Genomic DNA, 22,917 nt, shown 5'->3' with positions numbered 1-22,917 from the left:
GTAAACTCAGGACCGGCGGCGGTAGAGTTCATCTGGACCTGCGAATTCGATCAGATCATAGTCATTTGCGCGCATGATATCGGCGATCTCGGTGGTCTTGGAATTGTTCTCGATCGACCAAAACGCGACCCGATGCTGATCAAAGGGAAACGCTTTTAAAACAGCGGCTTCACCACCCTCAATATCCAACGAAATGAAGTCGGGATGGGGAATGCCGCTCTCGGTCAAAATGCGGGACAGGGTGCGCGTCTCTACGGTGACCAATTCTTCGTCGTGGCGGGGGTCGTCGCGGACAGTTTGAAGCAAATCCTCATCATATAAATCGGCAAGCCCGCTCATCTGCGTAAAACCCCGCGTCACTGCGATAAAAGATGCGGTGCCGTCGGTGGGGGCGACAGCCACTTCGACGCAGGGACATTTCCGTGCAATGCGTGCCTTTGCGATTTGGGACGCGACAGGTTCGACCAGAACCCCTGTCCACCCACGGATCTGTTCAAAAAACAGCGAATTCGACCCTGTTACGCCGTCATATCCACCCACATCGACAAAGGTTCCGCCCGTTTTGTGGTCCAGCAAACGATCGATGACCCAGTCCTGACCTGCTTGCGACATATAGTGATAGGTCGGATCGGAGGCACGGCGCAGTTGATGCAATTCCCGTAAAATCGCACCCCGTTTGCGGGTCTTTTCGGTAACCAAAAGACCGTTCAACTCGGCCTGCAATTGGGCAATTTCGGTTTTTACAGTACGTAGGCGGCTATCAATCGTCATTTTGGCACCTCGAAATAGGATTTTTCCTCAACGATGGCCGAGCCGAGCAGTAGGTTGATCTGTTTCTTAACCGCCGCTCGACGGTCATTGGTTTGGTAAACAGCGCGAGCCAGTCGGATGAACTCTGCGCTGAAATCCTGACGAGATTCACATTCGCGTATGTCATCTTCGATCACCCAAAGGCTCGCGTTAATCTGGTAAAGCGTTTCCCACAATAGGCCCAATTTCTTGGACTCAGGTAGGGCCTGATCAGCGATGTCCTGTAGAACTTTGCGCTCGTGGGCGACGTTCGCAAGCTTTGCAGCATCCGTAATACGTTCAGATTTCAGGCGGAGAATGGTCAGTTTATCGATCAATTCACCCGGTGCAGTCGGAACCAAAATATCATCCATGTGCCGCTACCTTCCGTTCCAATTCGACCCTAACACGGCCCATAACTTCATCCCATTTCAGCGCCTGATGTTGTCTGAACAAGCGCATCGTCGGATACCAAGGCGTGGTGTCCCCGCTGTGCCGATAGACCCAAAACGCATCGGAATGCAGAACCACCCACGTCGGCAAACCCAGCGATCCCGCAATATGCGCAGTGGCCGTGTCTGACGAAATGATCAGGTCCATTTCTTCCATCGTTGCTGCGCAATCGGCAAAGTCCCTGTCCGATGACGCCGCATCAACGATCAAACCCGCGCTTCCGTCGGCGTAAAAGGCATCGATCATTGGGCCCTTGTAGAGCGAAAACAACTGTACGTTTTTTAGATCTGTTAAGGGCAGGAAGTCAGTGTGACTAAATGACCGAAATGCGTTTGCTTTGTAGGTGACGGAGCCTGTCCAGACGATGCCAACCTTGAACTTATCGCGGAACGGTGCGGTGATCGCACGGGCGCGAACACGCGAATCTTCGGGGATCGAGAGCTCTGTCGGGTTGCGCAGATCGGCATCCGTTTTCAGCGCGATGCCACCCAAATCCATCATATTGATCCAATAGTCGGCTTCGGACTTTGGGTTGATTGAATTGACAACATGATCCGCCCCAGGGAGGCCTTGGAAAAGGCGTAGCAGCGGTTTTTCAGCTAAAACAGTCACGGTTTTCGCACCGAGACGTTTCAAGTCAGGCAGATGTCGCGCCATCAAAACGCAGTCGCCAAATCCTTGCTCTGGCAAGACAAGGATCGTTTTGCCGTCCAGCGGTTCGCCCTTCCATTCGGGAAACGACAAGTCACGCTTTGTTAGTTCGCCTAAGTCCCAACGCGCCTTGTATAGGTCAAATGCCTTTTCATAATCGCCCATCGCAAGTGCTGACATAGCCGCTTGAAGCGACATGTCGTGGTAGTCAGGAAACTGAGGGATCAGCGGAGAGAGATAATCGACCGCTTCTGCGTAACGCCCCATTCCGCGCAAACACCGCCCGATGAGGGAATGCTGTTCGGGCAGGTCAGGATCGTCAGCAAGTAACAGTTTTCGCAAAGCGATCGACTCTTCGTATTTGCCGAGATCTGACAGGATATTCGCAAAGTTCGCACGAACGACCGTATTTGCAGGATCGATGTCATAGGCGCGCCGATGTGCCCGTTCTGCGTTGTGATACTGTTTGATCCGTCGCAACAGCGCACCGTAGTTCGACCACATCTGGGCATCGTTGGGTCGCGCCGCCAGATAATCCGCATAGTCACGCAAGGCCGTATCCAGCTTGCCCGATTGATGGGCGCTGATTGCTGCGGAGCGAATATCTCTGAGCATCCGTTCAGTCATCTGATTTGCGGCGCTTCACTGGTTTGATCAGAGTGTCGGGGCGCACCTCTTCGGCACGTTCAAAAAGGCTAAACGTCTGGTTCACAAAGTTTACAGCGCCCGATACGAAATCAACATAGTCGGCCAGTTCTTTGGTCAATTCAGTCTCTACCAAAGCGACACTGCGGTCGGGCGTCGCGGCTTCGAACATGACGTAGAACAGGGGATCACCGCGATTGATCTTGAGTGGCTTCGACGTGTCGTGCCATTCAAACGCCCACATCAACGGGCGCGGCCAAACGTTGATCGGGAACCGCCCGCCAAAGATGGTGCCTGGCCAAGGGTCCTTTTGGTAGTGCATAAACGGCGCGAGTTGGGTCACATAAACAGGTTCGTCCGCGACCAAGACATAAGGCAGCGACAGTTGGATGGTCGGCACATTTGGATGCCGCCATTCCTTTTCGGGCGTCACATGGAGGCGCTGGCTGATCTTATTCGCCCGAACGGGGCTAAGATCACCGTTCAGGTTGCGCAGCCCAGGTTTGCCGTCCTTATCCCGCACGAATTGCAAGTGCAGGTCAAACGGAGCGCGAAATACGAAATACCTGCTCTCCATGTTGATCACTGCGGGACAACGCGACGCGGATTTGGCGTGGGCTTTATTCTTTTCAGTGCTACGGAACCGTTCGGGCGGATAGAAAATCACCCCCGCCTTTTGTGAATTCAGGAACCATCCAACGGTCACGGGACCTTTGTTTTCTGGCAAACCGGGAGCATTCTCGAACTTGACCGAAAATTCCATTCTCGTCGTCCTATTGGCGCAGTTGACGCTGCGCTATTGTTATACGTCAGGTATCGCAGCAAGCCGTGCTTGGGCCTCTGCATTACAGACACGTTGTCCATCACGGCCATAAAGCGGGAAACCTGTGACTGGCTCTGAAACCTCGATCGAATAGGCATAACAGCCATCGGCGGCCAAAAAGACGATCGCAGGTGGCACACCTTCAGGCAGAGCCGCGATGATCTCTGGCGGATAGATCGGTTGACCGTTCTCATCCAAGGGAAAATCGCTCATCACGCAGGCGGAGAGAGAGCTGCAGGCGAACAGCACAAAAGCAAACACACGGGTCATAATAAATCGTCCGGTTGTATTCAGTTACATCTAGTTAACCCCCAAGCAACCAATTGGTCCAAGGGAAAGTAAACCAATGTCCCACCGAAACGCTGATTTTCCGTTTCAATTCGCGTTGACTAAGGGTCATATAAGTAACGAGGATCTTAAGTATGGCAAAAGTTACTACACGCACACGTATTCAAGAGCGGAACCGCGGCGCGATTTTGGACGCCGCTTTGGGCATTTTTTCCCAATACGGTTTCCGCGGATCAACGCTTGATCAGATTGCGGAGGCATCGGGACTATCAAAGCCGAACCTCTTGTATTATTTCCCGTCTAAAGAGGCGATCCACGTCGAACTGTTGGAGAGTTTGCTGGATACGTGGCTGGACCCGTTGCGGGCTATGAAGGCGGATGCCGATCCGATCGAAGAAATCCTCGCCTATGTGCATGGTAAATTGGAAATGGCGCGGAAATTCCCGCGTGAAAGCCGCCTCTTTGCCAATGAAATTCTGCAGGGCGCCCCGCGTATCCTTAACGATCTGACCAACGGTCTAAAGCCGCTCGTCGACGAAAAGGCCGCGCTTATCCGCGAGTGGAGTGACGCAGGGAAAATCGCGCCTGTCGATCCCTATCATCTGATCTTTTCGATTTGGGCGATGACGCAGCACTATGCTGACTTTGACGTGCAAGTACGTGCCGTTTTGGGTGGCGTTGACCCGTTCCCTGGGGCTGATGCCTACCTCGATCAGCTCTTTCGAAAGATGCTAACGGTCTAACCTTAGTATTGCACCGCCAGCCGCCTGCGCGTCGTCCATGTCATGTGTCACCAATAAAACGGGCAGGGACTGCGCCTTTGCGTGGTTGAAAACCAGTTCCCTTACCTGCTGTCGCAAGTCCTGATCGAGCCGTGAAAAGGGTTCGTCCAAGAGAAGTGCCTTGGGGTCAGACAAAAGTGTACGCATGAGGGATACACGCGCCCTTTGCCCACCCGACAACGTGGCTGGATCACGGTCGAAAAAACCAGCAAGCCCGACGGAGTCGAGTGCTGCGTTGATCCGATCTTTTCTCTCCACTCTCGGGATTGATCGATCCAAGCCGAACGACAGGTTCGCACCCACCGACATATGCGGGAACAAGAGATCGTCCTGAAACAATATCCCGATTTGGCGCAAATGGGCTGGTTTAGTGTCGATTTCTTCGCCATCAAGGGTGACGCTGCCCGCCGCCTTAAAGGCTAGATCAAGCGATCCCGTGATGTAGGACAGAAGCGTCGATTTGCCAGAACCAGACGGCCCCATGATCGTCAGCGCCTCGCCTCGATTGATATGGGTATCAACGGACAACAGGCACGTTTCACCCCTGTGAATCGTGACATTGCTCAACCCCAATCCGTCAGCCATGCGACATTCCCCGTCTATTCCGCCAAAGGATCATCGGAAGACCCAAGGCGATCACAAAAGGCACCAGAGCGGCCAGCAATTGCAACACAGAAAAGACCGCAATCGCGCGTCGGTCACCGCCAGATGCCAGCGCCACAGCCTCGGTCGTTAATGTTGAAATGCGTCCACCGCCGATCAGCAACGTCGGTAAATATTGCCCCACGGAAACAGCAAAGCCGACGGCGAGGGAAGACACGAGCGGTGCCAAAAGCATTGGCAAACGAATGCGCCAAAAGACTCGGGCAGGTGACGCGCCAAGAGCATGCCCCACACGCTCGAAATCTCGGTTCCACGCGCGATAGCTGCCGCCTAAGGTCAGGATCACATAGGGCAGGACAAAGACCATATGCGCTGCAATCACGACCGCCAAACCGCCCTTCAGCCCCATATTCAACAGTAGAATTTGGACGCCAGGTAAGAATGCGACTTGGGGAATGATGAGGGGGAGAAAAATGGCCCAGTTTGGCACTGTTCGGGTCGATTCAAGGTAGAGAACCGCGATGGAAAGACTGATTGTCGCTGCTGTAAATCCAATGATCGCGGTTTGCCCTAATCGAACCTGTAGACCGTCGGAATGGCGGGCCCAGTTCGACAACGAAATACTATTGGGTGTGAGATCAGGAAAGGCCCAAAAGCCCGCAACTGACCACATCAAAAGACCGCATAGTCCAATCAAGAGAGCGCAGAACACTATCGCTCCGAGGCATTGGAACAGCCAGCGAAGCGGCTCCAAAATGGCCAAACGAAGCCCACCCATAATGATCCAGTTTCTCAGCCCGCCCATCAAATGCTCGAACAAGCGCACGGCCGAAATCGCGATGATGATCAATCCGAATTGAAGGATTGCCCCCGCAGCGGCTTGGCCTCGGAGCGATATATCAGGGTCGTTCGTCCATTTCAGGACTTGGACCGCTAAGGTGTTAGGTGTCGTAGGACCAAGTATCAGCGCAACATCAACGACCGACATTGAGAACGCCAAGACAAGGTAGATCGGCAACCGTATTTGTTTGTAGACGGCAGGTAGCACTGCAAGGGTCCAGCCTGCGATTACCCCATACCCGAGCGACGCGCTGACCTTGAGCCGCGATGGGGCATCGACTTGCGGTAGGGCCGCGATGATCATGAGAAGGAGGAACGGAACTTCCTTGATCACCAACCCAAGTACGAGCGCCACGCCCCACGGGTCATTTACGATGAGCAGGTCTGGTGGACGGTCCCACCCAAAAACGGGTGCCAGAACACGCGCGATCCAGCCCGATGGTGCGATCAAAAACACCGTCCCAAATGCCGCCGCAGCATGTGGCACAGCGAGCAATGGTCCCAATATCGACTGAACCCGACGCCACCAAGGTGACGCCATCATGGAGGCGGTGAACCCCAATGCGATCAGACAAGAGAGCGCCGTCGCAAATAGGCCTGTGGTGATGGACAATCGAACCGCGGACGCAAGGCCGTTCCATGCGAATAGGGCTTGAATAGGCTCTAAACTGAAATGGTTCGCGCCTGCTGCAGGGAAATAGCCAAGCGCTGGCAAAATCACCCCGATCAGACCAGCAATCACTGGCCCGATCAGGATGAGAATGACCGGCGCTCGGGCCACTTATTGATTACCGAACCGAAGCTGCCAATCGTCCGCGATACGGGTCATCCATGACGGATGGGGTTCAGCCTGCACCGTGCCAAGTTCGGCCGGTGTCAGCGTCGCAACGCCGAGGTCAAGACCGTCGAAAACGGTACGTTCATCGTCAGATAGTTTCGCCATATCCAACACGGTGCCATAGCCGAGGACATTCGGATCTTGGGCGCGAGCTTGGGCTTCGGGGGACATGAGGAAGTCTGCGACGACCATTGCGCCGGCTTTCGAGCCCGAATTGTAAGGGATCGCGACGAAAGAGGCGTTGCCGATCGTGCCTTTATCCAGAACGAAGGTCCGCACGGTATCGGGCAACTGACCATTGGCGATCGCGGTCGATGCTTCACCCGGACTAAAGGAAATCGCGAGATCCACCTCTCCGTCGGCAATCAACTGCAACTGCGCTGGACCAGTTTGCGGGTAGGCCTGCCCCTGCCGCCAGAGGTTCGGCGTCAACTCATCGAGCCAAAGCCAGAGCGGCTCCGTGACTTCAGCGTAGGTTTCATCCGTGGCGGGTTGCGACAGCACCGAAGTGTCGTCGGTCAGATCGACCAGCGCCTGTTTCAAGAATGTCGTGCCGAGGAAATCCGGCGGCTGCGGATACGTAAAGCGACCCGGATGTGTAACCGCCCAGTCGAGCAAGGCGTTCATATCACCCAGCGGCGCCATATCCGCCGTGTCATACATGAACACCACCTGCGCCATGGCCCAAGGGCTCTCGTATCCCTCAACGGGCACGGTAAAGTCTGTCTGAACAGTCTTACCATCAGTGTCTACATAGGCCCAATTCGGTAGGCTCTCGGCAAATGGACCAAAGAGAAGGCCCGCATCTTTCATCGCGGCAAAGTTTGATCCGTTAATCCAGATCATGTCGATAGCGCCGTCGTCATCTTGACCAGCCTGCTTTTCGGTCAGAACGCGGGTCACGGCGTCGGCTGTATCACTGAGTTTTACGTGCTCAAGCGTAACGCCGTAGTCCTCTGCAACGCGATCACCGACCCACGCGATAAAGTCGTTCGTCGCCGTCGATCCACCCCACGCGTTCCAATAGACCGTTTGGCCACGAGCCTCGTCCAAAACAGATGTCCAATCGGATGGATCAGGGTCAGCCAGAGCAACAGTCGGAAGAACACATGCCAAAGCTAGGCCAAGGTAATTCATCGCATTTCCTTTCATGAAACAAAGAGACGACGCGCGCCGTAGAGGCGCAAAGCACCGGTTAGAAAACATAGAGCTCCAAAAATCAGAGCAAGGATTGGGAAGCTCGTCGGTAAGATGCACAGAAAGACGAAGAACCCAATCGTTTCGGTGCCCTCAAGCAGACCGTTGGAATAGTAGAGCGATTTCACACCCTGCGCAGCGGTCTCTAGCCCGCGCTTTTCAGCGAGGATCGCGTAACCGAGGAAGCTCGCCCCGTTGAAATAAAAGGATGTCAGTAAGACGGCACCCGCAGCTCCGTTGGCCGATGGATCAACGATGACAAAAGCCATCGGAATCGCGCCGTAGAACAGGAAATCGCAAGTGATGTCGAGGTAACCGCCAAAGTCGGTGCGCTGACTGGCCCGCGCAACGGCCCCATCCAAACCGTCGGCGATCCGACTGAACAGAATAAAAACCAAGGCCCAAGTATATCCGCCCATGGCGACGAACCCTGCTGCGATAAGACCTAGCAACAGCCCGACAATCGTCACTAAATCTGCCGAAACACCCGACCGAGCGAGAACAGTCCCAGCCGTATTCAGCGGCGGATCGATGAGTTTTCGCACTGTCGCATCCAACATGGGGTTTCTCCTTAGGGTTCAGAACTTGTGACGAATGTTACGGCTCCGCGCAATTGCCCTGACGCGTATTTGAGGAGTTGACACAATCCAAAATAAACCGACTTAAATTGTCGGAATTGACAATCCTTATATTTTTAGTCAGGTAATAGCCATTCTGACTCGCCAGTCAGTTTAGCTGCATTGAAAGGACCACCATGTATCGATCATTTTTAGCCGGTTCAGCCACTCTCGCCCTGACCGCAACGAGCGCTTTGGCGGACGAACGCGCGAACGTTTTGTCCAATTACGCAGATATTGCTCTCGCTGGATATTCTGACAGCCTCGTGACCGCGCTGGCGCTTCAGGATGCAGTCACTGCGCTCGTTGCGACGCCTTCCGTCGAAACCTTAGATGCAGCGCGAAACGCATGGATCGCCGCGCGCGTTCCCTATCAGCAGACCGAGGTGTTCCGTTTCGGCAACCCAATCGTTGACGATTGGGAGGGCAAGGTGAACGCTTGGCCGCTCGACGAAGGGTTAATGGACTACGTGGACGCGTCCTATGGCGGGCCGACGGATGAAAACGAATTTGCAGCACTGAACGTCATTGCAAACCCAACCTTTTCCATCGCGGGCATGGATGTGGACGCAACGGACATCACTCCTGAATTGATCGGTGATGTCCTGAACGAAGCCGACGGAATCGAGACTAACGTCGCCCGCGGCTATCACGCGATTGAGTTTCTCCTTTGGGGTCAGGACTTGAACGGCACCGATGCGGGCGCGGGTGATCGTCCCTATACCGACTTTGTCGAAGGGGATGGTTGCACGGGCGGCAATTGTGACCGCCGTGTTGACTATTTGACGGCTGCGACAGACCTGCTGATCACCGACCTCGAATTCATCATCGACCAATGGGATGAAAACGGTGCGGCGCGGACTGATCTCCTTGCCGATCCTGACGCGGGGATCGTTGCAATGATCACGGGTATGGGATCGTTGTCCTATGGTGAACAAGCCGGCCAACGTATGCGCCTTGGTCTGATGCTGAACGATCCGGAAGAAGAGCACGACTGTTTCTCGGACAACACCCACAATAGTCACTATTACGACGGAAAAGGCGTGCAGAACGTGTATCTTGGACAATACGAGCGGATCGATGGAACCGTTATCGAAGGCCCCGGTTTGACCGCCTTGGTAGCTGCCGTTGATCCTGCACTCGACGACGAAGTGCGCGGTAAACTCGACACCACCATGGTTGCCCTGACCGCAATCGTAGCCGCAGCCGAAAACGGCATGGCGTATGACCAGATGCTTGACCGCCGAAACGCCGAAGGTGAGGCGCTGATCATGGCTGGTGTTGATGGCTTGATCGACCAAACGCGCAGCTTTGAGAGAATTGTAGGCGCGTTGTCTCTCCACGATGTGGCGTTCGAGGGGTCTGACAGCCTCGACGATCCGAACGCTGTTTTCCAATAATCCGCTATCGTGGGTCGCGCTCTGCGCGGCCCTCTACACCATAGGCTTGCCATGAAATTTGCTTCCGCCGTTTTTGCCACCGCCCTCCCCTTTGCCGCCATTGCCCAAGAGGTCAGCGACCTCCACTTGAACGTCGTGCCGCGCACTGCGGAAGAAGCGGCACGTATTGCCGCGATTGTGCAGCCAACGACGGATTTCACGGCCCCTGAACGGTTCGAAGAACGCCCCGCTGGTGCCGCGACAGTGCGCGTTCATTCGACCGCTGACGCGTTTTCGCAGCCGTCGGGCAATATCAGTTTTGAGCGCGAATTGGATTTCAAGGTCGGGGATGGGCTGTTTCGGAAGATCTGGGTTTCGGCCCCATCGTCGACGCTCGCTTCCGACGGTTTAGGGCCGCTTTATAACGCGCGGGGATGCCAGAATTGCCACCTCAAGGACGGGCGCGGGCACCCACCCGAAAGCCCGAGCGATAACGCGATCTCAATGTTCCTGCGCATCTCGATCCCCGCGTCGGACGACGAGGTGACACAGGCCATCGCCGATTTCATCCCAACCGCGCCTGATCCGACCTATGGTCTACAGCTCCAAGATTTCGGTATCGCTGGCCATAATGCGGAATACCGACTCGACATCGAATACGAGGACATCGAGGTCACACTGTCCGGTGGTGAAATCGTGACGCTACGCAGTCCAACCTATCGCGCCGCTGACCTCGGCTATGGCGACCTTCACCCTGATGCAATGCTGTCGCCACGTATTGCCCCGCAGATGATCGGGCTTGGTCTTTTGGAAGCGATTCCAGCGGCGGATATCCTCGCCCATGTTGACGAGACCGACGCTGATGGTGACGGGATCTCTGGTCGGGCCAATTTTGTTTGGTCTACCGAATTTGATCAACCAATGTTGGGTCGTTTCGGCCTAAAAGCGGGCGCGCCGACCATCCGTCAGCAGTCCGCCGATGCATTTGCTGGCGACATTGGCATCTCAAACCCGCTGCACACCAATGGGTGGGGCGAATGCACCGATACTCAAGACGCATGCCGCGCAGCGATTGATGGTGGCAATGATGTCCATGACGGTTTGGAAGTTGATGCGGACGGGCTCGACCTCGTGACCTTCTACTCCCGCAATTTGGCGGTCCCTGCACGGCGCGATCTGGATGATCCGGAAGTGCTACTCGGCAAAGAAGTCTTTTACGAGACGGGCTGCACCGCATGTCACACGCCGAAATTCGTCACTGCTCGGCTGGAGGATCAGCCAGAGCAGTCGTTTCAGCTGATTTGGCCTTACTCTGACCTTCTTCTACACGACATGGGCGAAGGTCTCGCCGATCACCGTCCCGAAGCCCGCGCAACCGGGACAGAATGGCGGACGCCGCCACTTTGGGGAATTGGTTTGACCGAACAGGTCAGCGGACACACCTATTTCCTGCATGATGGTCGTGCGCGATCCTTGCTTGAGGCTGTTTTGTGGCATGGTGGTGAGGCAAAACCGCATCGCGATGCCGTGATTGCCATGCCGAAAAACGACCGCAACGCCCTGATCCGTTTCTTGGAGAGCCTATGATACGCCCCCTCGCCTTTGCCCTGATCTGCGCAACTCCTGCAGCGGCGGATGTCGCGTCTGTGATGTCGAACAACGTGTTGCCAGATTTCGCAAAATTCGACACTGTTGCGGCTCAAATGGCAGAAACGGCTGCCACAGACTGCAGTATTGAAACGATGCGACCGCAGTATAACGCCGTGTTCGACGCATGGATGAACATTCAACATTTACGCATTGGCCCGACTGAGAATGGCGCCCTGAACATCGCCTTTTGGCCTGATGAGCGTGGCTTCACGGCCAAGACGCTTTCCACAATGATCGCGGACACTGACCCGTTGATCAACGATGCCGAAGGCTTTGCCGCGTCTTCGATTGCGGGTCGTGGTTTGTTCGCACTTGAAATGTTGCTCTTTGACGACCGTTTCGATGGCTACGATGCCGATAGTTACACCTGCGCCTACGTCCAACGCGTCGCCGCCGACATTGCCCGCGAAGCACACGCGCAGGCGATGGACTGGCAGGATCGCTATGCGCTGATCATCCAAGGTCAGGGCGACGGGAAAACACTGCCCATCGTGTCCGATGCCGATGCGTTTGCGACGCTCTATTCGCAAATTGTGAACTCACTCGAATTCACCGCCGACAGTCGGGTGGGTCGTCCTCTGGCCGATTTTGCCCGCCCGCGCCCGACGCGGACCGAGGCATGGCGTTCCGACCGTTCACTCCGCAATATCGTGCTGGCGGTCGATACGGCATATGCCCAAGCGGTCGAGCTCATGGGCGCACCTTTGCCCGCCACAGCACAGGCCGTGGCAGAATTCCACGACGCAGCGAACGCCATTCCTGACCCTAGTTTTTCCGATATCGCGGACAACTCCCAAGCCTGGCTAAAACTACAAATCCTCGGCCAAAAAATTGACGGGGTTAAGAACGCGGTTTCGAACGAAATAGGCGCTGTTATGGGAATTTCTGCGGGCTTTAACGCGTCTGACGGGGATTGATATGACCACACGCCGCCGCTTCTTAACCATGTTTTTAGCCACCGCCGCGACGCCCCGCATATCGTGGGCCAGCGTGGGCAACCCGTCCTATATCGCCGCCGCGAAAGAAGGGGACGACTACGCGTTGTTCGGCCTTACACCAGAGGGCGCGATCACATTTCGGGTCCCGCTGCCCGCGCGAGGACACGCTGGCGCAGGTCATCCAACGCAGCCCATCGCCGTCGCATTTGCCCGTCGTCCGGGGAACTATGCGATCGTGATTGATTGCGTCAGCGGATCAATCCTCCGAAACCTTCAGGCACCGGAGGGTAACTACTTCAACGGTCACGGGCTCTTTGTCGATGAAGGTCGTATCCTGATCACCACAGAGCAGCGTTCTAGCGATAGTGTTGGGCGATTGGGGCTTTGGGATACCGAGAACGGTTATTCTCGCCTCGGTGAGTTGGACACATTTGGGGTCGGCCCACATGATGTGCGACTGATGCCAGATATGCGAACGCTGGTCGTGGCAAACGGAGGCATTCAAACGGACCCCGGCGGACGGACGCCGCTGAATGTCGGAGCGATGAAACCGAACCTCGCCTACTTGACCTTGGATGGCGTGGAAGAGATCGTCACGCTCGACCCCGACCTGCATTTCAACTCCATCCGCCATTTAGCTGTGCGGAATGATGGCCTCGTTGCGTTTGCAATGCAGTGGCAGGATGACCCGTCTTATTTGCCCCCATTGATGGGGCTTCATCGTCGTGGATCCGACCCTATTCTGGCCCAAGCGCCCCTGACTGATGAATATCCGATGCAGGGCTACGCGGGGTCTATCGCCTTTGCCCCTGACGGTTCCGAGGTTGCGATTTCATCACCCAAAGGCGGCCGTTTGCATCGGTTTGATGAGAACGGAACGTTCCTCGGTGCGGTGATCCAGCGCGATGTTTGCGGCTTGGTCGCGGGTGTGAACGGCTACCTATCCAGCGATGGGTTCGGCAATATCGTCACCGTTCGCGATGGCATCGCAACGCAAATCGCGCAGCATCCCGTGAACTGGGACAACCACATTATCGCGCTCTAAGGTTTGCGGAACAGGCGTGCCGCTTCAAAGATTTCGTCGAGCCGTTCATAGCGGTCCTTAGCGCGCGGCCAGTTTTCCTCTTGGACCGCCGCGATCAAAGTTTCGAGCAACATCATCGTTGAAACATTAGAGTCCCAAGCCGAAGGGATTTCGACCCAGCAGTTAAACGTGTAGTCCGCGATACTGGCAATCGGGCTCGCCCATTGATCGGTCACGACGATCACTGTGACGCCTCGCTCTTTGGCCAGTTCAGCAAGGCGGAGAAGGTTCGTCTCGTAGCGGCGAATGTCAAACATCAGCAGCGTATCGCCTTTGACCATATCCAACACATAGTGCGGCCACGTTGCGGACGAGCTGGTCATGTGGGTGACGCGTTCGCGGATCGCCTGAAAGTGGGTAAACGCATATTCCGCCAAGGCCCGTGTTATGCGCCCACCAACGATATACAGCCGCCCGTTTGTATCTGCCAAACACCCTGCCGCTTTATCGAATTTATCGTGATCGACGTTGGATAGTGTCTGACTGAGGTTGCGCGTGATCGCCTGAGAGAAGCGATTCAAGAGGTGCGACTCTGGCGCTTCGGTCGCCCAATTCGCGCGACGCTGGGTTGGCCCTTGAACCTTCGCCTGCAATTCAGACAGCAAGGACTGATGGAACTGCGGAAAGCCCTTGAACCCGAGTTTTCCCACCATACGCGCCACGGTCGGCGTCGAAACATCCGCGTTCTGCGCCACAACCGTGATCGAGGCGATCCCCGCCGCCGGATAGTTCTCCAACAGTGCATTAGCGAGCTTCTTTTCAGACGCGGTCAACGTCGCGTATTTCTCGCGGATCAGTTCGCGCACGGTGGTTTTGGGTTCAGACACAACGCCTCGCTTTCACAAATGCTGCTTTCCTAAGCAGACGCTGCGATTGAGCAAACCGCAAGAAAAGATTCAACACCACCATTTAGGAAAATTATTGACGCATTAGCAAAGTGTGTGGAAAGATTTTTACAAACGACAGGAAAATCGCATGAACAAAGCGGCGAAAACGCAACGAACATCGGCGGTTGAGGTGTTTAATCCGGAGGGTAAATCTCCGGTCGTGATTCTCTGCGAACATGCATCACACGCCATTCCCGAACGCTATAATGGGCTTGGATTGGCGGAAAATGACCGCAAAAGTCACGCGGCATGGGACCCAGGCGCTTTACCCGTTGCCCAAATCTTGTCTGCTGCTTTGGATGCACCCTTGGTCGCCTCAACGGTGTCGCGCTTGGTCTATGACTGCAATCGTCCGCCCGAAGCGCCCAGCGCGATGCCTGAAACTTCTGAACTGATCAAAGTGCCCGGCAACCACGGTCTGACCCAAGATCAAAAGGACGAACGGACCGAGTCTGTCTACGCGCCCTTTTGCGAAGCGGTGGCCGAGTCCATCTCGACCCGCACCAAACCGATGGCGATCGTGACGATGCACAGCTTTACCCCGATCTATTTCGGGAAACCTCGTGCAACAGAGATCGGTATCCTGCACGACAGTGATACACGGCTCGCCGATGCGATGATCGCGCAATCCCATGCCATTACGTTGGGGGTTGAACGCAACCAGCCCTATGGACCGGACGATGGTGTAACCCATTCTTTGCGCTTGCATGGTATTTCTAACGGCATCGCCAATGTGATGATCGAGGTCCGCAATGACCTTATTGATACACCTGATGCCCAGCGCGATGTGGCGCATCAACTCTTGGCACTTTTACGTCCGGCACTCGCCAGTTTGGAGGTCATGAATGCCTAGTGTGATCGTTGGCTACATCCACGTGATTGACGCGATTAACCGATTTATCGGGCGGATTGCGATGTATGGGATTTTCGCGCTGATTGGCGTTCTGCTCTGGTCGTCGGTGTCCAAGACTTTCTTTACGCCGTCACTTTGGACGCTCGAGACAGCACAGTTCATCATGGTCGCTTATTATGTGTTGGGCGGGCCGTATTCGATCCAATTGGGATCGAACGTGCGGATGGACCTGTTTTACGGCAATTGGACAACCAAACAGAAAGCGTGGATGGACGGCTTTACCGTGTTTTTCCTGCTCTTTTATTTGGGCGTGCTTCTCTATGGCGCGCTGGGCTCTTTGTCTTATTCGCTGGGATATTTCGGCACCGAGCCGATCACCTATTTCAAAGATCTGATTGTCGCCTTTGTCACTGGCGGACCAACTGCCGCTGGTGAAGAACTCGGTTATCTAGAGCGTAGTTCTACCGCATGGCGCCCTCACATCTGGCCGGTCAAGCTGATCCTCGCCTCGGGTGTTTTCCTAATGATCCTACAAGTCCTTGCCGAATTCTTCCGAGATATTGGCCGCATTCGTGGAGTTGAACTCTGATGTCCTATGAAATGATCGCCATAGTGATGTTCAGCACCATGATGGTGATGCTCTTTACGGGGCAGCGCGTCTTTGGGGCTATCGGTTTTGTTGGTGCGGCTGCAGGGATGTTGCTGTGGGGCGTTGGTGGCGTCGATGTACCCTTCTCCGCCGCGATGAAGCTGATGAAATGGTATCCGATGCTCACGCTGCCGATGTTCATTTTCATGGGCTACGTGTTGTCTGAGTCAAAGATCGCCGACGACCTCTACAAGATGTTCCACGTTTGGATGGGTCCAGTGCGTGGTGGTCTGGCCATCGGGACAATTGGCCTGATGGTCCTGATCTCCGCGATGAATGGTTTGTCGGTCGCCGGCATGGCGATTGGCGCGACGATTGCACTGCCTGAACTGCTGAAGCGCAAATACGATAAAATCATGGTGACTGGCGTTATTCAGGCGGGATCGTCGCTTGGTATCCTCGTGCCGCCGTCTGTTGTTCTCGTGCTTTATGCGATGATCGCGCGTCAGCCTGTTGGACAACTGTGGCTCGCTGGGGTGGTGCCTGGTCTGATGATGGCTGCGATGTTCATCATCTACATCTACATCCGTTGCCGCATTAATCCCGAGCTCGGCCCTGCGCTGCCAGAGGACGAACGCAATGTCTCGACCGCCGAAAAGATGCGCCTGCTGCGCGCTGGTGTTCTGCCGCTCGTGATCTTTGCGTCAATGATGGTGCCGTTTGTGAACGGCTGGACCTCGCTGGTGGAAAGCTCTGCGATTGGCGCGATGGCCGCGTTTGTTGCTGCGGTGCTGAAAGGCCGCATGACGAAAGACGTCTTTGAGACCTCAGTCAAACAGACCTTGGGTATTTCGTGCATGTTCATGTGGATCATTCTAGCCGCGCTTGGCTTTGGAGCGATCTTTGACGGCTTGGGCGCGGTGAACGCGATTAAGGATCTGTTCACCGAACAAATGCACCTGAGCCCTTGGACGATCCTGATCCTGATGCAACTGAGCTTTATCGTTATGGGCACCTTCCTCGACGATACGGCGATGCTGGTGATTGTGGCGCCGCTCTACGTGCCGCTCGTGGATCAGCTCGGCTTTGACCTGATTTGGTATGGCGTTCTCTACACCATCACCACGCAGATTGCGTATATGACGCCGCCCTTTGGCTATAACCTCTTTCTCATGCGGGCCATGGCCCCGCCAGAGATCGGACTTCGGGACATCTACCGCTCCATCGTGCCGTTTGTGTTGTTGATGGTGCTCGCACTCGCGCTCGTGATGATCATACCCGACATCGCGATGTGGCTGCCGAACTCGGTTTACGGAAATTAACCAATAAAAGAGCCTGAACAGGGCCGATCAACCCCAACAAGGAGAAGAGAAATGACGACAAGACGTAAGTTTCTAGCCACCGCTGGTGTCGGCGCATTGGCAACGCCACTCGCGGCTCCGGCTATTGCTCAATCGACCATCACTTGGCGGATGCAGACCTATGCAGGTCCGGCTCTGGCTGAGCATGTTGTGAAACCCGCAATCGACATGTTCAACAAGATCGCAGGCGACCGCATGCAGATCGAACTCTACTTTGCAGACCAGCTGGTTCCGACGGGCGAATTGTTCCGCGCGATGCAGCGCGGCACAATTGATGCGGTTCAGTCGGACGATGACTCCATGGCGTCCCCGACCGAAGTGACCGTGTTCGGCGGCTACTTCCCCTTCGCATCGCGCTACTCGCTCGACGTGCCAGTGCTGTTCAACCAATACGGACTGAACGAAATCTGGGATGAAGAGTACTCCAAAGTTGGCGTAAAGCACATCTCGGCTGGCTCTTGGGACCCATGCCACTTTGCAACCAAAGACCCGATCAACAGCCTCGCTGATCTTCAGGGCAAGCGCATCTTTACCTTCCCGACGGCTGGCCGCTTTATGTCCCAGTTCGGCGTCGTTCCAGTGACTATTCCGTGGGAGGACGTGGAAGTCGCGATGCAGACAGGCGAACTGGACGGTATCGCGTGGTCGGGCATCACCGAAGACTATACCGTTGGCTGGGCTGACGTGACCAACTACTTCCTCACAAACAACATCTCTGGCGCTTGGGCTGGGTCGTTCTTTGCGAACATGGATCGTTGGAACGAACTGCCTGAGGATCTCCAGACCCTGTTCCGCGTCTGCACCGACCAGTCACACTACTATCGCCAGTGGTGGTATTGGGGTGGTGAAGCATCGCTGCGTGTCGATGGCACCAAGATGCAGCTCACTTCGATCCCAGATGCTGAATGGGCAACCGTCGAAGCCAAGGCGTTGGAATTCTGGGACGAAATCGCCGCAGAATCCCCGACCAAAGCGCGCGTTGTTGAAATTATCAAGAAATACAACGCGGACATGGCCAAAGCTGGCCGTCCTTACCGCTACAGCTAAGAGCAATCGCCCTGCCGGTATCCCATCGGCAGGGCACCTAAACGACGGAGAACATCGCCATGCTAGACTTCGACACGCTCAAGGCTCGGGTATCTGACGGCACATACGATACCATCTTGGTCTGCGGTATCGACATGCAGGGTCGCTTGATGGGCAAACGGTTCCATGCCCAGCATTTTATCGACAGCGCATGGGAAGAAACCCATTGCTGCAACTACCTGCTGGCCACTGACCTAGAGATGGCGACGCCCGACGGTTACGCGTCAACCTCGTGGGAAGCAGGCTATGGCGACTACGTGATGAAACCCGATCTGGGCACGATCCGCCCTGTGCCGTGGCTTGAGGGCACAGCGATGGTTCTGTGCGATCTGATCGACCACCACACCCACAAAGAAGTCGAACACTCCCCCCGCGCGATGCTGAAAAAGCAGATCAAACGGCTTAAGGCGTTGGGCTATACCGCGATGATGGCGACCGAGCTCGAATTCTTCTTGTTCGAAAAGAGCTATGACCACATCCGCAAGAGCGGTTTCCGCGATTTAGAGCCTATTTCGGGCTATAACGAAGACTATCACATCTTTCAAACGACCAAGGAAGAAGGCGTAATGCGCCCGATCCGTAATCACCTTTACGCTGCTGGAATCCCGATCGAAAACTCGAAAGGCGAGGCTGAGGCTGGTCAGGAAGAACTCAACATCAAATACGCCGAGGCCATGCTGACGGCCGACTATCACACCATCGCCAAAAACGCGATCAAGGAGATCGCTTGGCAGAACGGTCACGCGGCGAGCTTTATGGCGAAGTATCACCATAGCAAGGTTGGCTCCTCCGCTCACGTTCACCAATCACTCTGGAAAGACGGCGCGAACGCGTTTTATGACCCAGCAGACAAACGCGGCATGTCGGCGGTGATGAAATCCTACATGGCGGGTCTGCTGAAATACGCTGCGGATTACACCTATTTCCTCGCGCCCTACATCAATAGCTACAAACGGTTCCAAAAAGGCACCTTTGCACCAACGCGGATCATTTGGTCGGTCGATAACCGCACCGCGGGTTTCCGCCTTTGCGGTGAAAACACCAAAGGCGTGCGGGTCGAATGTCGCGTGGGCGGGTCCGATTTGAACCCCTACCTCGCTATGGCAGCGCAACTTGCCGCTGGTATCGCAGGTATCGAAGAGGGCCTGACACTCGGCGCCCCATTCACTGGGGATGCTTATGACGCAGAGGTCGAGTCGATCCCACAAACGCTCCGCGATGCTCGGTCGGCACTAGTGAAATCTGACATGCTCCGCGAAGCATTCGGTGATTGGGCCGTTGACCATTATGCCCGCGCCGCAGAAGTAGAAATCGAAGATTTTGACCGCATCGTGACCGACTACGAAGTCGCACGCGGCTTTGAACGCTCTTAACCCTATGAGGACACTATGACAGGGCAACTGAAGTGTATTTCGCCCATCGACGGGTCAGTTTACGCCACCCGTGATACGCTAAGCCGCGACGAGGCATTTGCCACCGCTGAACGCGCGCGCGCAGCACAGGCCGCATGGGCCGCGCGTCCGTTGAAAGAACGCATTGATCTGGTGCTGGCTGGCGTCGCTGCCGTTGGCGCAATGAACGATGAGGTCGTACCAGAACTGGCGCATATGATGGGTCGCCCCGTGCGTTATGGCGGCGAATTCCGTGGCTTTGAAGAACGCGCAAGCTACATGGCGCAAATTGCAGAGAGCAGCCTCGCCGATATGCAAGTGGGCGAGGACGCGACTTTTAAGCGCTACATCAAACGTGTTCCGCATGGCGTCGTGTTCGTCGTAGCGCCGTGGAACTACCCCTACATGACCGCGATCAACACGGTCGCGCCTGCGCTAATCGCGGGCAATACGGTTATCCTAAAACATGCGACGCAGACCTTGCTGGTCGGTGAACGCATGGCAAAGGCGTTCCACTCTGCTGGCGTGCCAGAGGACGTGTTCATCAACGTATTCCTCGATCACGACACGACCAATGATCTGATCGCAGGTCGGGCCTTTAACTTTGTAAACTTCACGGGCTCTGTTGGCGGCGGCAAGGCGATGGAGCGCGCTGCGGCGGGCACCTTTACTGGCGTGGGCCTAGAGCTCGGCGGTAAAGATCCAGGCTACGTCATGGAGGACGCCGATCTGGACGCAGCCGTTGATACACTGGTTGACGCAGCGATGTTCAACTCGGGTCAGTGCTGCTGCGGCATCGAACGGATTTACGTCCACGAAAGCCTCTATGACGCTTTTGTCGAAAAGGCCGTTGCGGTGGTCAAGGGCTACAAGCTCGGCAATCCTCTGGACAGCGACACGACGATTGGGCCGATGGCCAACGTCCGCTTTGCAACTGAGGTTCGTGCGCAGATCGCAGAGGCCGTTGAGGCTGGCGCAGTCACGCATATTCCGACGATGGAAGGTGACGACGGCGCTGCCTACCTGACACCGCAAATCCTGACCAACGTCACCCATGACATGCGCGTCATGCGTGAAGAGTCGTTCGGCCCAGTCGTTGGCATCATGAAGGTTTCGTCAGACGCCGAAGCCATTGCGCTGATGAATGACAGCGACTACGGCCTGACGGTTTCCCTCTGGACCCAAGATGTAGAGCGCGCACAAGCCGTGGGCGATCAACTCGAAACAGGCACTGTGTTCCTAAATCGCGCGGACTACCTCGATCCGGGTTTGTGCTGGACGGGCTGCAAAGATACGGGTCGCGGCGGTGGCTTGTCCGTGATCGGCTACCACAACCTCACACGTCCAAAATCCTACCATCTTAAGAAGGTGACGAAATGAACCTCATCGGTAACTGGTCCTATCCGACCGCTGTGAAGTTCGGCGCAGGCCGGATCAAAGAACTCCCTGCAGCCTTGGCCCAAGCAGGCATCACGCGCCCTCTGCTGGTGACGGACCGTGGGCTTGCCAGCATGGCGATCACGCAGCAGACCTTGGACATCATGGACGAGGCTAGTTTTGGTCGCGCTATTTTCGCCGAAGTAGACCCAAACCCGACCGAATTAAACCTCGCCGCGGGCGTTGAAGCCTACAAAGCGGGCGGTCATGACGGTGTGATTGCCTTTGGCGGTGGCTCTGGCCTCGACCTCGGCAAAATGGTCGCTTTCATGGCGGGCCAGAACCGTCCGATCTGGGACTTTGAGGACATTGGCGACTGGTGGACCCGCGCGGACGCAGACGCCATCGCACCGATCATCGCTGTTCCGACGACTGCAGGCACAGGGTCCGAAGTCGGCCGCGCCTCGGTCATCACCAATTCGGAAACACACGTCAAAAAGATCATCTTCCACCCGAAGGTTCTGCCGACCGTTGTGATTTCCGACCCTGAACTGACCGTTGGGATGCCGAAGTTCATCACCGCTGGCACAGGCCTCGATGCCTTTGCGCACTGTGTCGAAGCCTTCAGCAGCCCGTTCTATCATCCGATGAGCCAAGGTATCGCGCTCGAAGGGATGCGCTTGGTCGTCGAAAACCTGCCACGGGCTTACGCAGACGGCACCGACCTTGAGGCTCGCGCAAACATGATGGCTGCAGCGGCAATGGGGGCCGTTGCTTTCCAAAAGGGTCTCGGCGCTATTCACGCGCTGTCGCACCCCATCGGCGCGGTGTTCAACACCCACCACGGCACAACGAACGCTGTGTGCATGCCGGCCGTTCTAGAGCTTAACGCACCGCTGATCGCTGATCGTTTTGACCGCGCAGCAAGCTATATCGGCGTTTCGGGTGGCTTTAACGGCTTCTGCAGCTTTGTCCAAGAGTTCAACGATAGCTTCGCCATCCCGCGCAAACTCCGCGAAATGGGCGCAACTTTGGACAAAATTGACGAGCTGGTTCCGGCAGCACTCGCTGATCCGTCCTGCGGCGGTAATCCTGTTGAACTGAACGAGACTAACGTTCGCGCCCTGTTTGAAGCTGTCATCTAATGCCTATGCCCTGATCCAATCACCATTGGATCAGGGCAAATTCTGCATATCTGACTAAACTTTTCTGCGAAAACGCACCGAAATTCTGATCTGGATCAGTTACGAGCGCACAGAAACGTGATTTTTGACCTCTAGTCATTTGATGAGAGGAATTTTCCGTTGCGCCTCACCACCCGTACAAACCTAGCGATACGTGTTTTGATGTATTGCGGCACACATTTGGACCAGATCACGCCATCGTCCATCATTGCAGACGCCTGCAACGCCTCTGCCAACCATTTGGCGCAGGTCGTTCATACGCTGCACGTAAACGGGTTCGTGGATGCAACACGCGGTCGCACGGGCGGGGTACGGTTGGCGCGTGACGCGGCCAAAATCAACATCGGCGAAGTTTTCCGCATTTTTGAGGCGGATGTTCCGTTTACTGAATGCTTCTCTGAAGCCACAAACACATGCCCATTGGTCAAAGCCTGCCGCCTTCGCGTCGCCATCGGTCGTGCACTTGAGGCGTTCTTTCACGAACTAGACCTCGTGACCCTCGAAGATCTGGTCAAGGGAAATTGCGGACTGGTCGACATATTTGCCATGACCGCACCATTGGCATCAGTTGAATGCAACGCGATCGAAGCCACAAGCTGACGTAACGAAATG

At 55.6% G+C, this 22,917-nt stretch carries 23 protein-coding genes; 13 read left to right on the top strand and 10 right to left on the bottom strand.

All coding sequences use genetic code 11. From position 1 onward, the window contains the following. Nucleotides 1-6 precede the first annotated feature (6 nt). The 5 genes from BSK21_RS14610 to BSK21_RS14590 are packed head-to-tail and all read right to left on the bottom strand — an operon-like array spanning nucleotide 7 to nucleotide 3,631. Nucleotides 7-771: an FkbM family methyltransferase gene (locus BSK21_RS14610; protein ID WP_074039051.1), complete on the bottom strand. Its 765-nt coding sequence runs from the start codon at nucleotides 769-771 to the stop codon at nucleotides 7-9. Continuing rightward, nucleotides 768-1,163 (bottom strand): DUF6165 family protein, encoded by a 396-nt coding sequence (locus tag BSK21_RS14605; protein ID WP_067551792.1) that lies wholly within the window; start codon nucleotides 1,161-1,163, stop codon nucleotides 768-770. The genes BSK21_RS14610 and BSK21_RS14605 overlap by 4 nt, the downstream gene beginning before the upstream one ends. Further along, complete coding sequence (locus BSK21_RS14600) at nucleotides 1,156-2,520, bottom strand: tetratricopeptide repeat protein (protein WP_067551789.1); 1,365 nt, start codon at nucleotides 2,518-2,520, stop codon at nucleotides 1,156-1,158. The genes BSK21_RS14605 and BSK21_RS14600 overlap by 8 nt, the downstream gene beginning before the upstream one ends. Beyond that, complete coding sequence (locus BSK21_RS14595; protein WP_067551786.1) at nucleotides 2,513-3,301, bottom strand: hypothetical protein; 789 nt, start codon at nucleotides 3,299-3,301, stop codon at nucleotides 2,513-2,515. Before BSK21_RS14595 ends, BSK21_RS14600 begins: the two co-directional genes overlap by 8 nt. A 39-nt stretch (nucleotides 3,302-3,340) precedes the next feature. Further along, nucleotides 3,341-3,631 (bottom strand): hypothetical protein, encoded by a 291-nt coding sequence (locus tag BSK21_RS14590; protein WP_067551783.1) that lies wholly within the window; start codon nucleotides 3,629-3,631, stop codon nucleotides 3,341-3,343. A gap of 152 nt (nucleotides 3,632-3,783) precedes the next feature. Here BSK21_RS14590 and BSK21_RS14585 point away from each other — a divergent pair, with 152 nt between their 5' ends. Next, nucleotides 3,784-4,392, top strand: coding sequence for a TetR family transcriptional regulator C-terminal domain-containing protein (locus tag BSK21_RS14585; protein WP_067551780.1), 609 nt, complete (start codon nucleotides 3,784-3,786; stop codon nucleotides 4,390-4,392). On the opposite strand, the gene BSK21_RS14580 is transcribed toward BSK21_RS14585, so the two are convergent. The 4 genes from BSK21_RS14580 to BSK21_RS14565 are packed head-to-tail and all read right to left on the bottom strand — an operon-like array spanning nucleotide 4,381 to nucleotide 8,469. Next, the gene (locus BSK21_RS14580; protein ID WP_067551777.1) at nucleotides 4,381-5,016 is read right to left on the bottom strand and encodes an ATP-binding cassette domain-containing protein; all 636 of its coding nucleotides are present in this window, start codon (nucleotides 5,014-5,016) and stop codon (nucleotides 4,381-4,383) included. The two genes, BSK21_RS14585 and BSK21_RS14580, sit on opposite strands and share 12 nt — an antisense overlap. Next, a complete protein-coding gene (locus tag BSK21_RS14575) occupies nucleotides 5,009-6,655 on the bottom strand; it encodes an ABC transporter permease (protein WP_067551774.1) in 1,647 nt (548 codons plus the stop codon). Before BSK21_RS14575 ends, BSK21_RS14580 begins: the two co-directional genes overlap by 8 nt. Beyond that, nucleotides 6,656-7,849: an ABC transporter substrate-binding protein gene (locus BSK21_RS14570; protein WP_067551769.1), complete on the bottom strand. Its 1,194-nt coding sequence runs from the start codon at nucleotides 7,847-7,849 to the stop codon at nucleotides 6,656-6,658. A gap of 11 nt (nucleotides 7,850-7,860) precedes the next feature. Then, nucleotides 7,861-8,469 (bottom strand): CDP-alcohol phosphatidyltransferase family protein, encoded by a 609-nt coding sequence (locus tag BSK21_RS14565; RefSeq protein ID WP_067551766.1) that lies wholly within the window; start codon nucleotides 8,467-8,469, stop codon nucleotides 7,861-7,863. Nucleotides 8,470-8,663: 194 nt separating this feature from the next. On the opposite strand from BSK21_RS14565, the gene BSK21_RS14560 reads away from it, so the two are divergent. Genes BSK21_RS14560 through BSK21_RS14545 form a run of 4 tightly spaced genes read left to right on the top strand, consistent with a single transcriptional unit; the run spans nucleotide 8,664 to nucleotide 13,538 of the window. After that, nucleotides 8,664-9,926: an imelysin family protein gene (locus BSK21_RS14560; protein WP_067551763.1), complete on the top strand. Its 1,263-nt coding sequence runs from the start codon at nucleotides 8,664-8,666 to the stop codon at nucleotides 9,924-9,926. A gap of 51 nt (nucleotides 9,927-9,977) precedes the next feature. Continuing rightward, complete coding sequence (locus BSK21_RS14555; protein WP_067551760.1) at nucleotides 9,978-11,492, top strand: di-heme oxidoredictase family protein; 1,515 nt, start codon at nucleotides 9,978-9,980, stop codon at nucleotides 11,490-11,492. Further along, nucleotides 11,489-12,472, top strand: a complete 984-nt coding sequence (locus BSK21_RS14550; protein WP_067551757.1) for an imelysin family protein — start codon at nucleotides 11,489-11,491, stop codon at nucleotides 12,470-12,472. Before BSK21_RS14555 ends, BSK21_RS14550 begins: the two co-directional genes overlap by 4 nt. 1 nt (nucleotide 12,473) lies before the next feature. Next, on the top strand, nucleotides 12,474-13,538 hold the full coding sequence (locus BSK21_RS14545) for a DUF1513 domain-containing protein (protein ID WP_067551754.1): 1,065 nt from the start codon (nucleotides 12,474-12,476) through the stop codon (nucleotides 13,536-13,538). On the opposite strand, the gene BSK21_RS14540 is transcribed toward BSK21_RS14545, so the two are convergent. After that, nucleotides 13,535-14,404: a MurR/RpiR family transcriptional regulator gene (locus BSK21_RS14540; protein WP_067551751.1), complete on the bottom strand. Its 870-nt coding sequence runs from the start codon at nucleotides 14,402-14,404 to the stop codon at nucleotides 13,535-13,537. The two genes, BSK21_RS14545 and BSK21_RS14540, sit on opposite strands and share 4 nt — an antisense overlap. Before the next feature lie 148 nt (nucleotides 14,405-14,552). On the opposite strand from BSK21_RS14540, the gene BSK21_RS14535 reads away from it, so the two are divergent. From BSK21_RS14535 to BSK21_RS14500, 8 genes are all read left to right on the top strand, one after another. Continuing rightward, complete coding sequence (locus BSK21_RS14535; RefSeq protein ID WP_067551748.1) at nucleotides 14,553-15,317, top strand: N-formylglutamate amidohydrolase; 765 nt, start codon at nucleotides 14,553-14,555, stop codon at nucleotides 15,315-15,317. Then, nucleotides 15,310-15,906 carry a TRAP transporter small permease subunit gene (locus BSK21_RS14530; protein ID WP_067551745.1) on the top strand — a complete coding sequence of 199 codons (597 nt, stop codon included), beginning with the start codon at nucleotides 15,310-15,312 and terminating at the stop codon, nucleotides 15,904-15,906. The genes BSK21_RS14535 and BSK21_RS14530 overlap by 8 nt, the downstream gene beginning before the upstream one ends. Then, nucleotides 15,906-17,228, top strand: a complete 1,323-nt coding sequence (locus BSK21_RS14525; RefSeq protein WP_067551742.1) for a TRAP transporter large permease subunit — start codon at nucleotides 15,906-15,908, stop codon at nucleotides 17,226-17,228. Before BSK21_RS14530 ends, BSK21_RS14525 begins: the two co-directional genes overlap by 1 nt. A 51-nt stretch (nucleotides 17,229-17,279) precedes the next feature. Continuing rightward, nucleotides 17,280-18,314 carry a TRAP transporter substrate-binding protein gene (locus tag BSK21_RS14520; RefSeq protein WP_067551739.1) on the top strand — a complete coding sequence of 345 codons (1,035 nt, stop codon included), beginning with the start codon at nucleotides 17,280-17,282 and terminating at the stop codon, nucleotides 18,312-18,314. Between the two features lie 59 nt (nucleotides 18,315-18,373). Beyond that, complete coding sequence (locus tag BSK21_RS14515) at nucleotides 18,374-19,726, top strand: glutamine synthetase family protein (RefSeq protein ID WP_067551736.1); 1,353 nt, start codon at nucleotides 18,374-18,376, stop codon at nucleotides 19,724-19,726. A 15-nt stretch (nucleotides 19,727-19,741) separates the two neighbouring features. Next, nucleotides 19,742-21,124: an aldehyde dehydrogenase family protein gene (locus tag BSK21_RS14510; RefSeq protein WP_067551733.1), complete on the top strand. Its 1,383-nt coding sequence runs from the start codon at nucleotides 19,742-19,744 to the stop codon at nucleotides 21,122-21,124. Then, on the top strand, nucleotides 21,121-22,266 hold the full coding sequence (locus tag BSK21_RS14505) for an iron-containing alcohol dehydrogenase (protein ID WP_067551730.1): 1,146 nt from the start codon (nucleotides 21,121-21,123) through the stop codon (nucleotides 22,264-22,266). The genes BSK21_RS14510 and BSK21_RS14505 overlap by 4 nt, the downstream gene beginning before the upstream one ends. Nucleotides 22,267-22,425: 159 nt before the next feature. Further along, nucleotides 22,426-22,905: an Rrf2 family transcriptional regulator gene (locus tag BSK21_RS14500; protein ID WP_067551727.1), complete on the top strand. Its 480-nt coding sequence runs from the start codon at nucleotides 22,426-22,428 to the stop codon at nucleotides 22,903-22,905. Nucleotides 22,906-22,917: the final 12 nt, after the last annotated feature.

Source organism: Marivivens sp. JLT3646 (assembly GCF_001908835.1).
In the GTDB taxonomy this organism is placed as follows: Bacteria; Pseudomonadota; Alphaproteobacteria; order Rhodobacterales; family Rhodobacteraceae; genus Marivivens; species Marivivens geojensis.
This window is presented reverse-complemented; position numbering and strand designations above follow the sequence as displayed.

Coding starts and splice junctions, on each gene's coding strand:
- BSK21_RS14585 (WP_067551780.1), top strand. CDS start 3,784: ATGGCAAAAGTTACTACACGCACACGTATTCAAGAGCGGAACCGCGGC.
- BSK21_RS14580 (WP_067551777.1), bottom strand. CDS start 5,016: ATGGCTGACGGATTGGGGTTGAGCAATGTCACGATTCACAGGGGTGAA.
- BSK21_RS14505 (WP_067551730.1), top strand. CDS start 21,121: ATGAACCTCATCGGTAACTGGTCCTATCCGACCGCTGTGAAGTTCGGC.
- BSK21_RS14545 (WP_067551754.1), top strand. CDS start 12,474: ATGACCACACGCCGCCGCTTCTTAACCATGTTTTTAGCCACCGCCGCG.
- BSK21_RS14535 (WP_067551748.1), top strand. CDS start 14,553: ATGAACAAAGCGGCGAAAACGCAACGAACATCGGCGGTTGAGGTGTTT.
- BSK21_RS14525 (WP_067551742.1), top strand. CDS start 15,906: ATGTCCTATGAAATGATCGCCATAGTGATGTTCAGCACCATGATGGTG.
- BSK21_RS14595 (WP_067551786.1), bottom strand. CDS start 3,301: ATGGAATTTTCGGTCAAGTTCGAGAATGCTCCCGGTTTGCCAGAAAAC.
- BSK21_RS14515 (WP_067551736.1), top strand. CDS start 18,374: ATGCTAGACTTCGACACGCTCAAGGCTCGGGTATCTGACGGCACATAC.
- BSK21_RS14520 (WP_067551739.1), top strand. CDS start 17,280: ATGACGACAAGACGTAAGTTTCTAGCCACCGCTGGTGTCGGCGCATTG.
- BSK21_RS14590 (WP_067551783.1), bottom strand. CDS start 3,631: ATGACCCGTGTGTTTGCTTTTGTGCTGTTCGCCTGCAGCTCTCTCTCC.
- BSK21_RS14560 (WP_067551763.1), top strand. CDS start 8,664: ATGTATCGATCATTTTTAGCCGGTTCAGCCACTCTCGCCCTGACCGCA.
- BSK21_RS14510 (WP_067551733.1), top strand. CDS start 19,742: ATGACAGGGCAACTGAAGTGTATTTCGCCCATCGACGGGTCAGTTTAC.
- BSK21_RS14530 (WP_067551745.1), top strand. CDS start 15,310: ATGCCTAGTGTGATCGTTGGCTACATCCACGTGATTGACGCGATTAAC.
- BSK21_RS14605 (WP_067551792.1), bottom strand. CDS start 1,163: ATGGATGATATTTTGGTTCCGACTGCACCGGGTGAATTGATCGATAAA.
- BSK21_RS14555 (WP_067551760.1), top strand. CDS start 9,978: ATGAAATTTGCTTCCGCCGTTTTTGCCACCGCCCTCCCCTTTGCCGCC.
- BSK21_RS14610 (WP_074039051.1), bottom strand. CDS start 771: ATGACGATTGATAGCCGCCTACGTACTGTAAAAACCGAAATTGCCCAA.
- BSK21_RS14600 (WP_067551789.1), bottom strand. CDS start 2,520: ATGACTGAACGGATGCTCAGAGATATTCGCTCCGCAGCAATCAGCGCC.
- BSK21_RS14565 (WP_067551766.1), bottom strand. CDS start 8,469: ATGTTGGATGCGACAGTGCGAAAACTCATCGATCCGCCGCTGAATACG.
- BSK21_RS14550 (WP_067551757.1), top strand. CDS start 11,489: ATGATACGCCCCCTCGCCTTTGCCCTGATCTGCGCAACTCCTGCAGCG.
- BSK21_RS14570 (WP_067551769.1), bottom strand. CDS start 7,849: ATGAATTACCTTGGCCTAGCTTTGGCATGTGTTCTTCCGACTGTTGCT.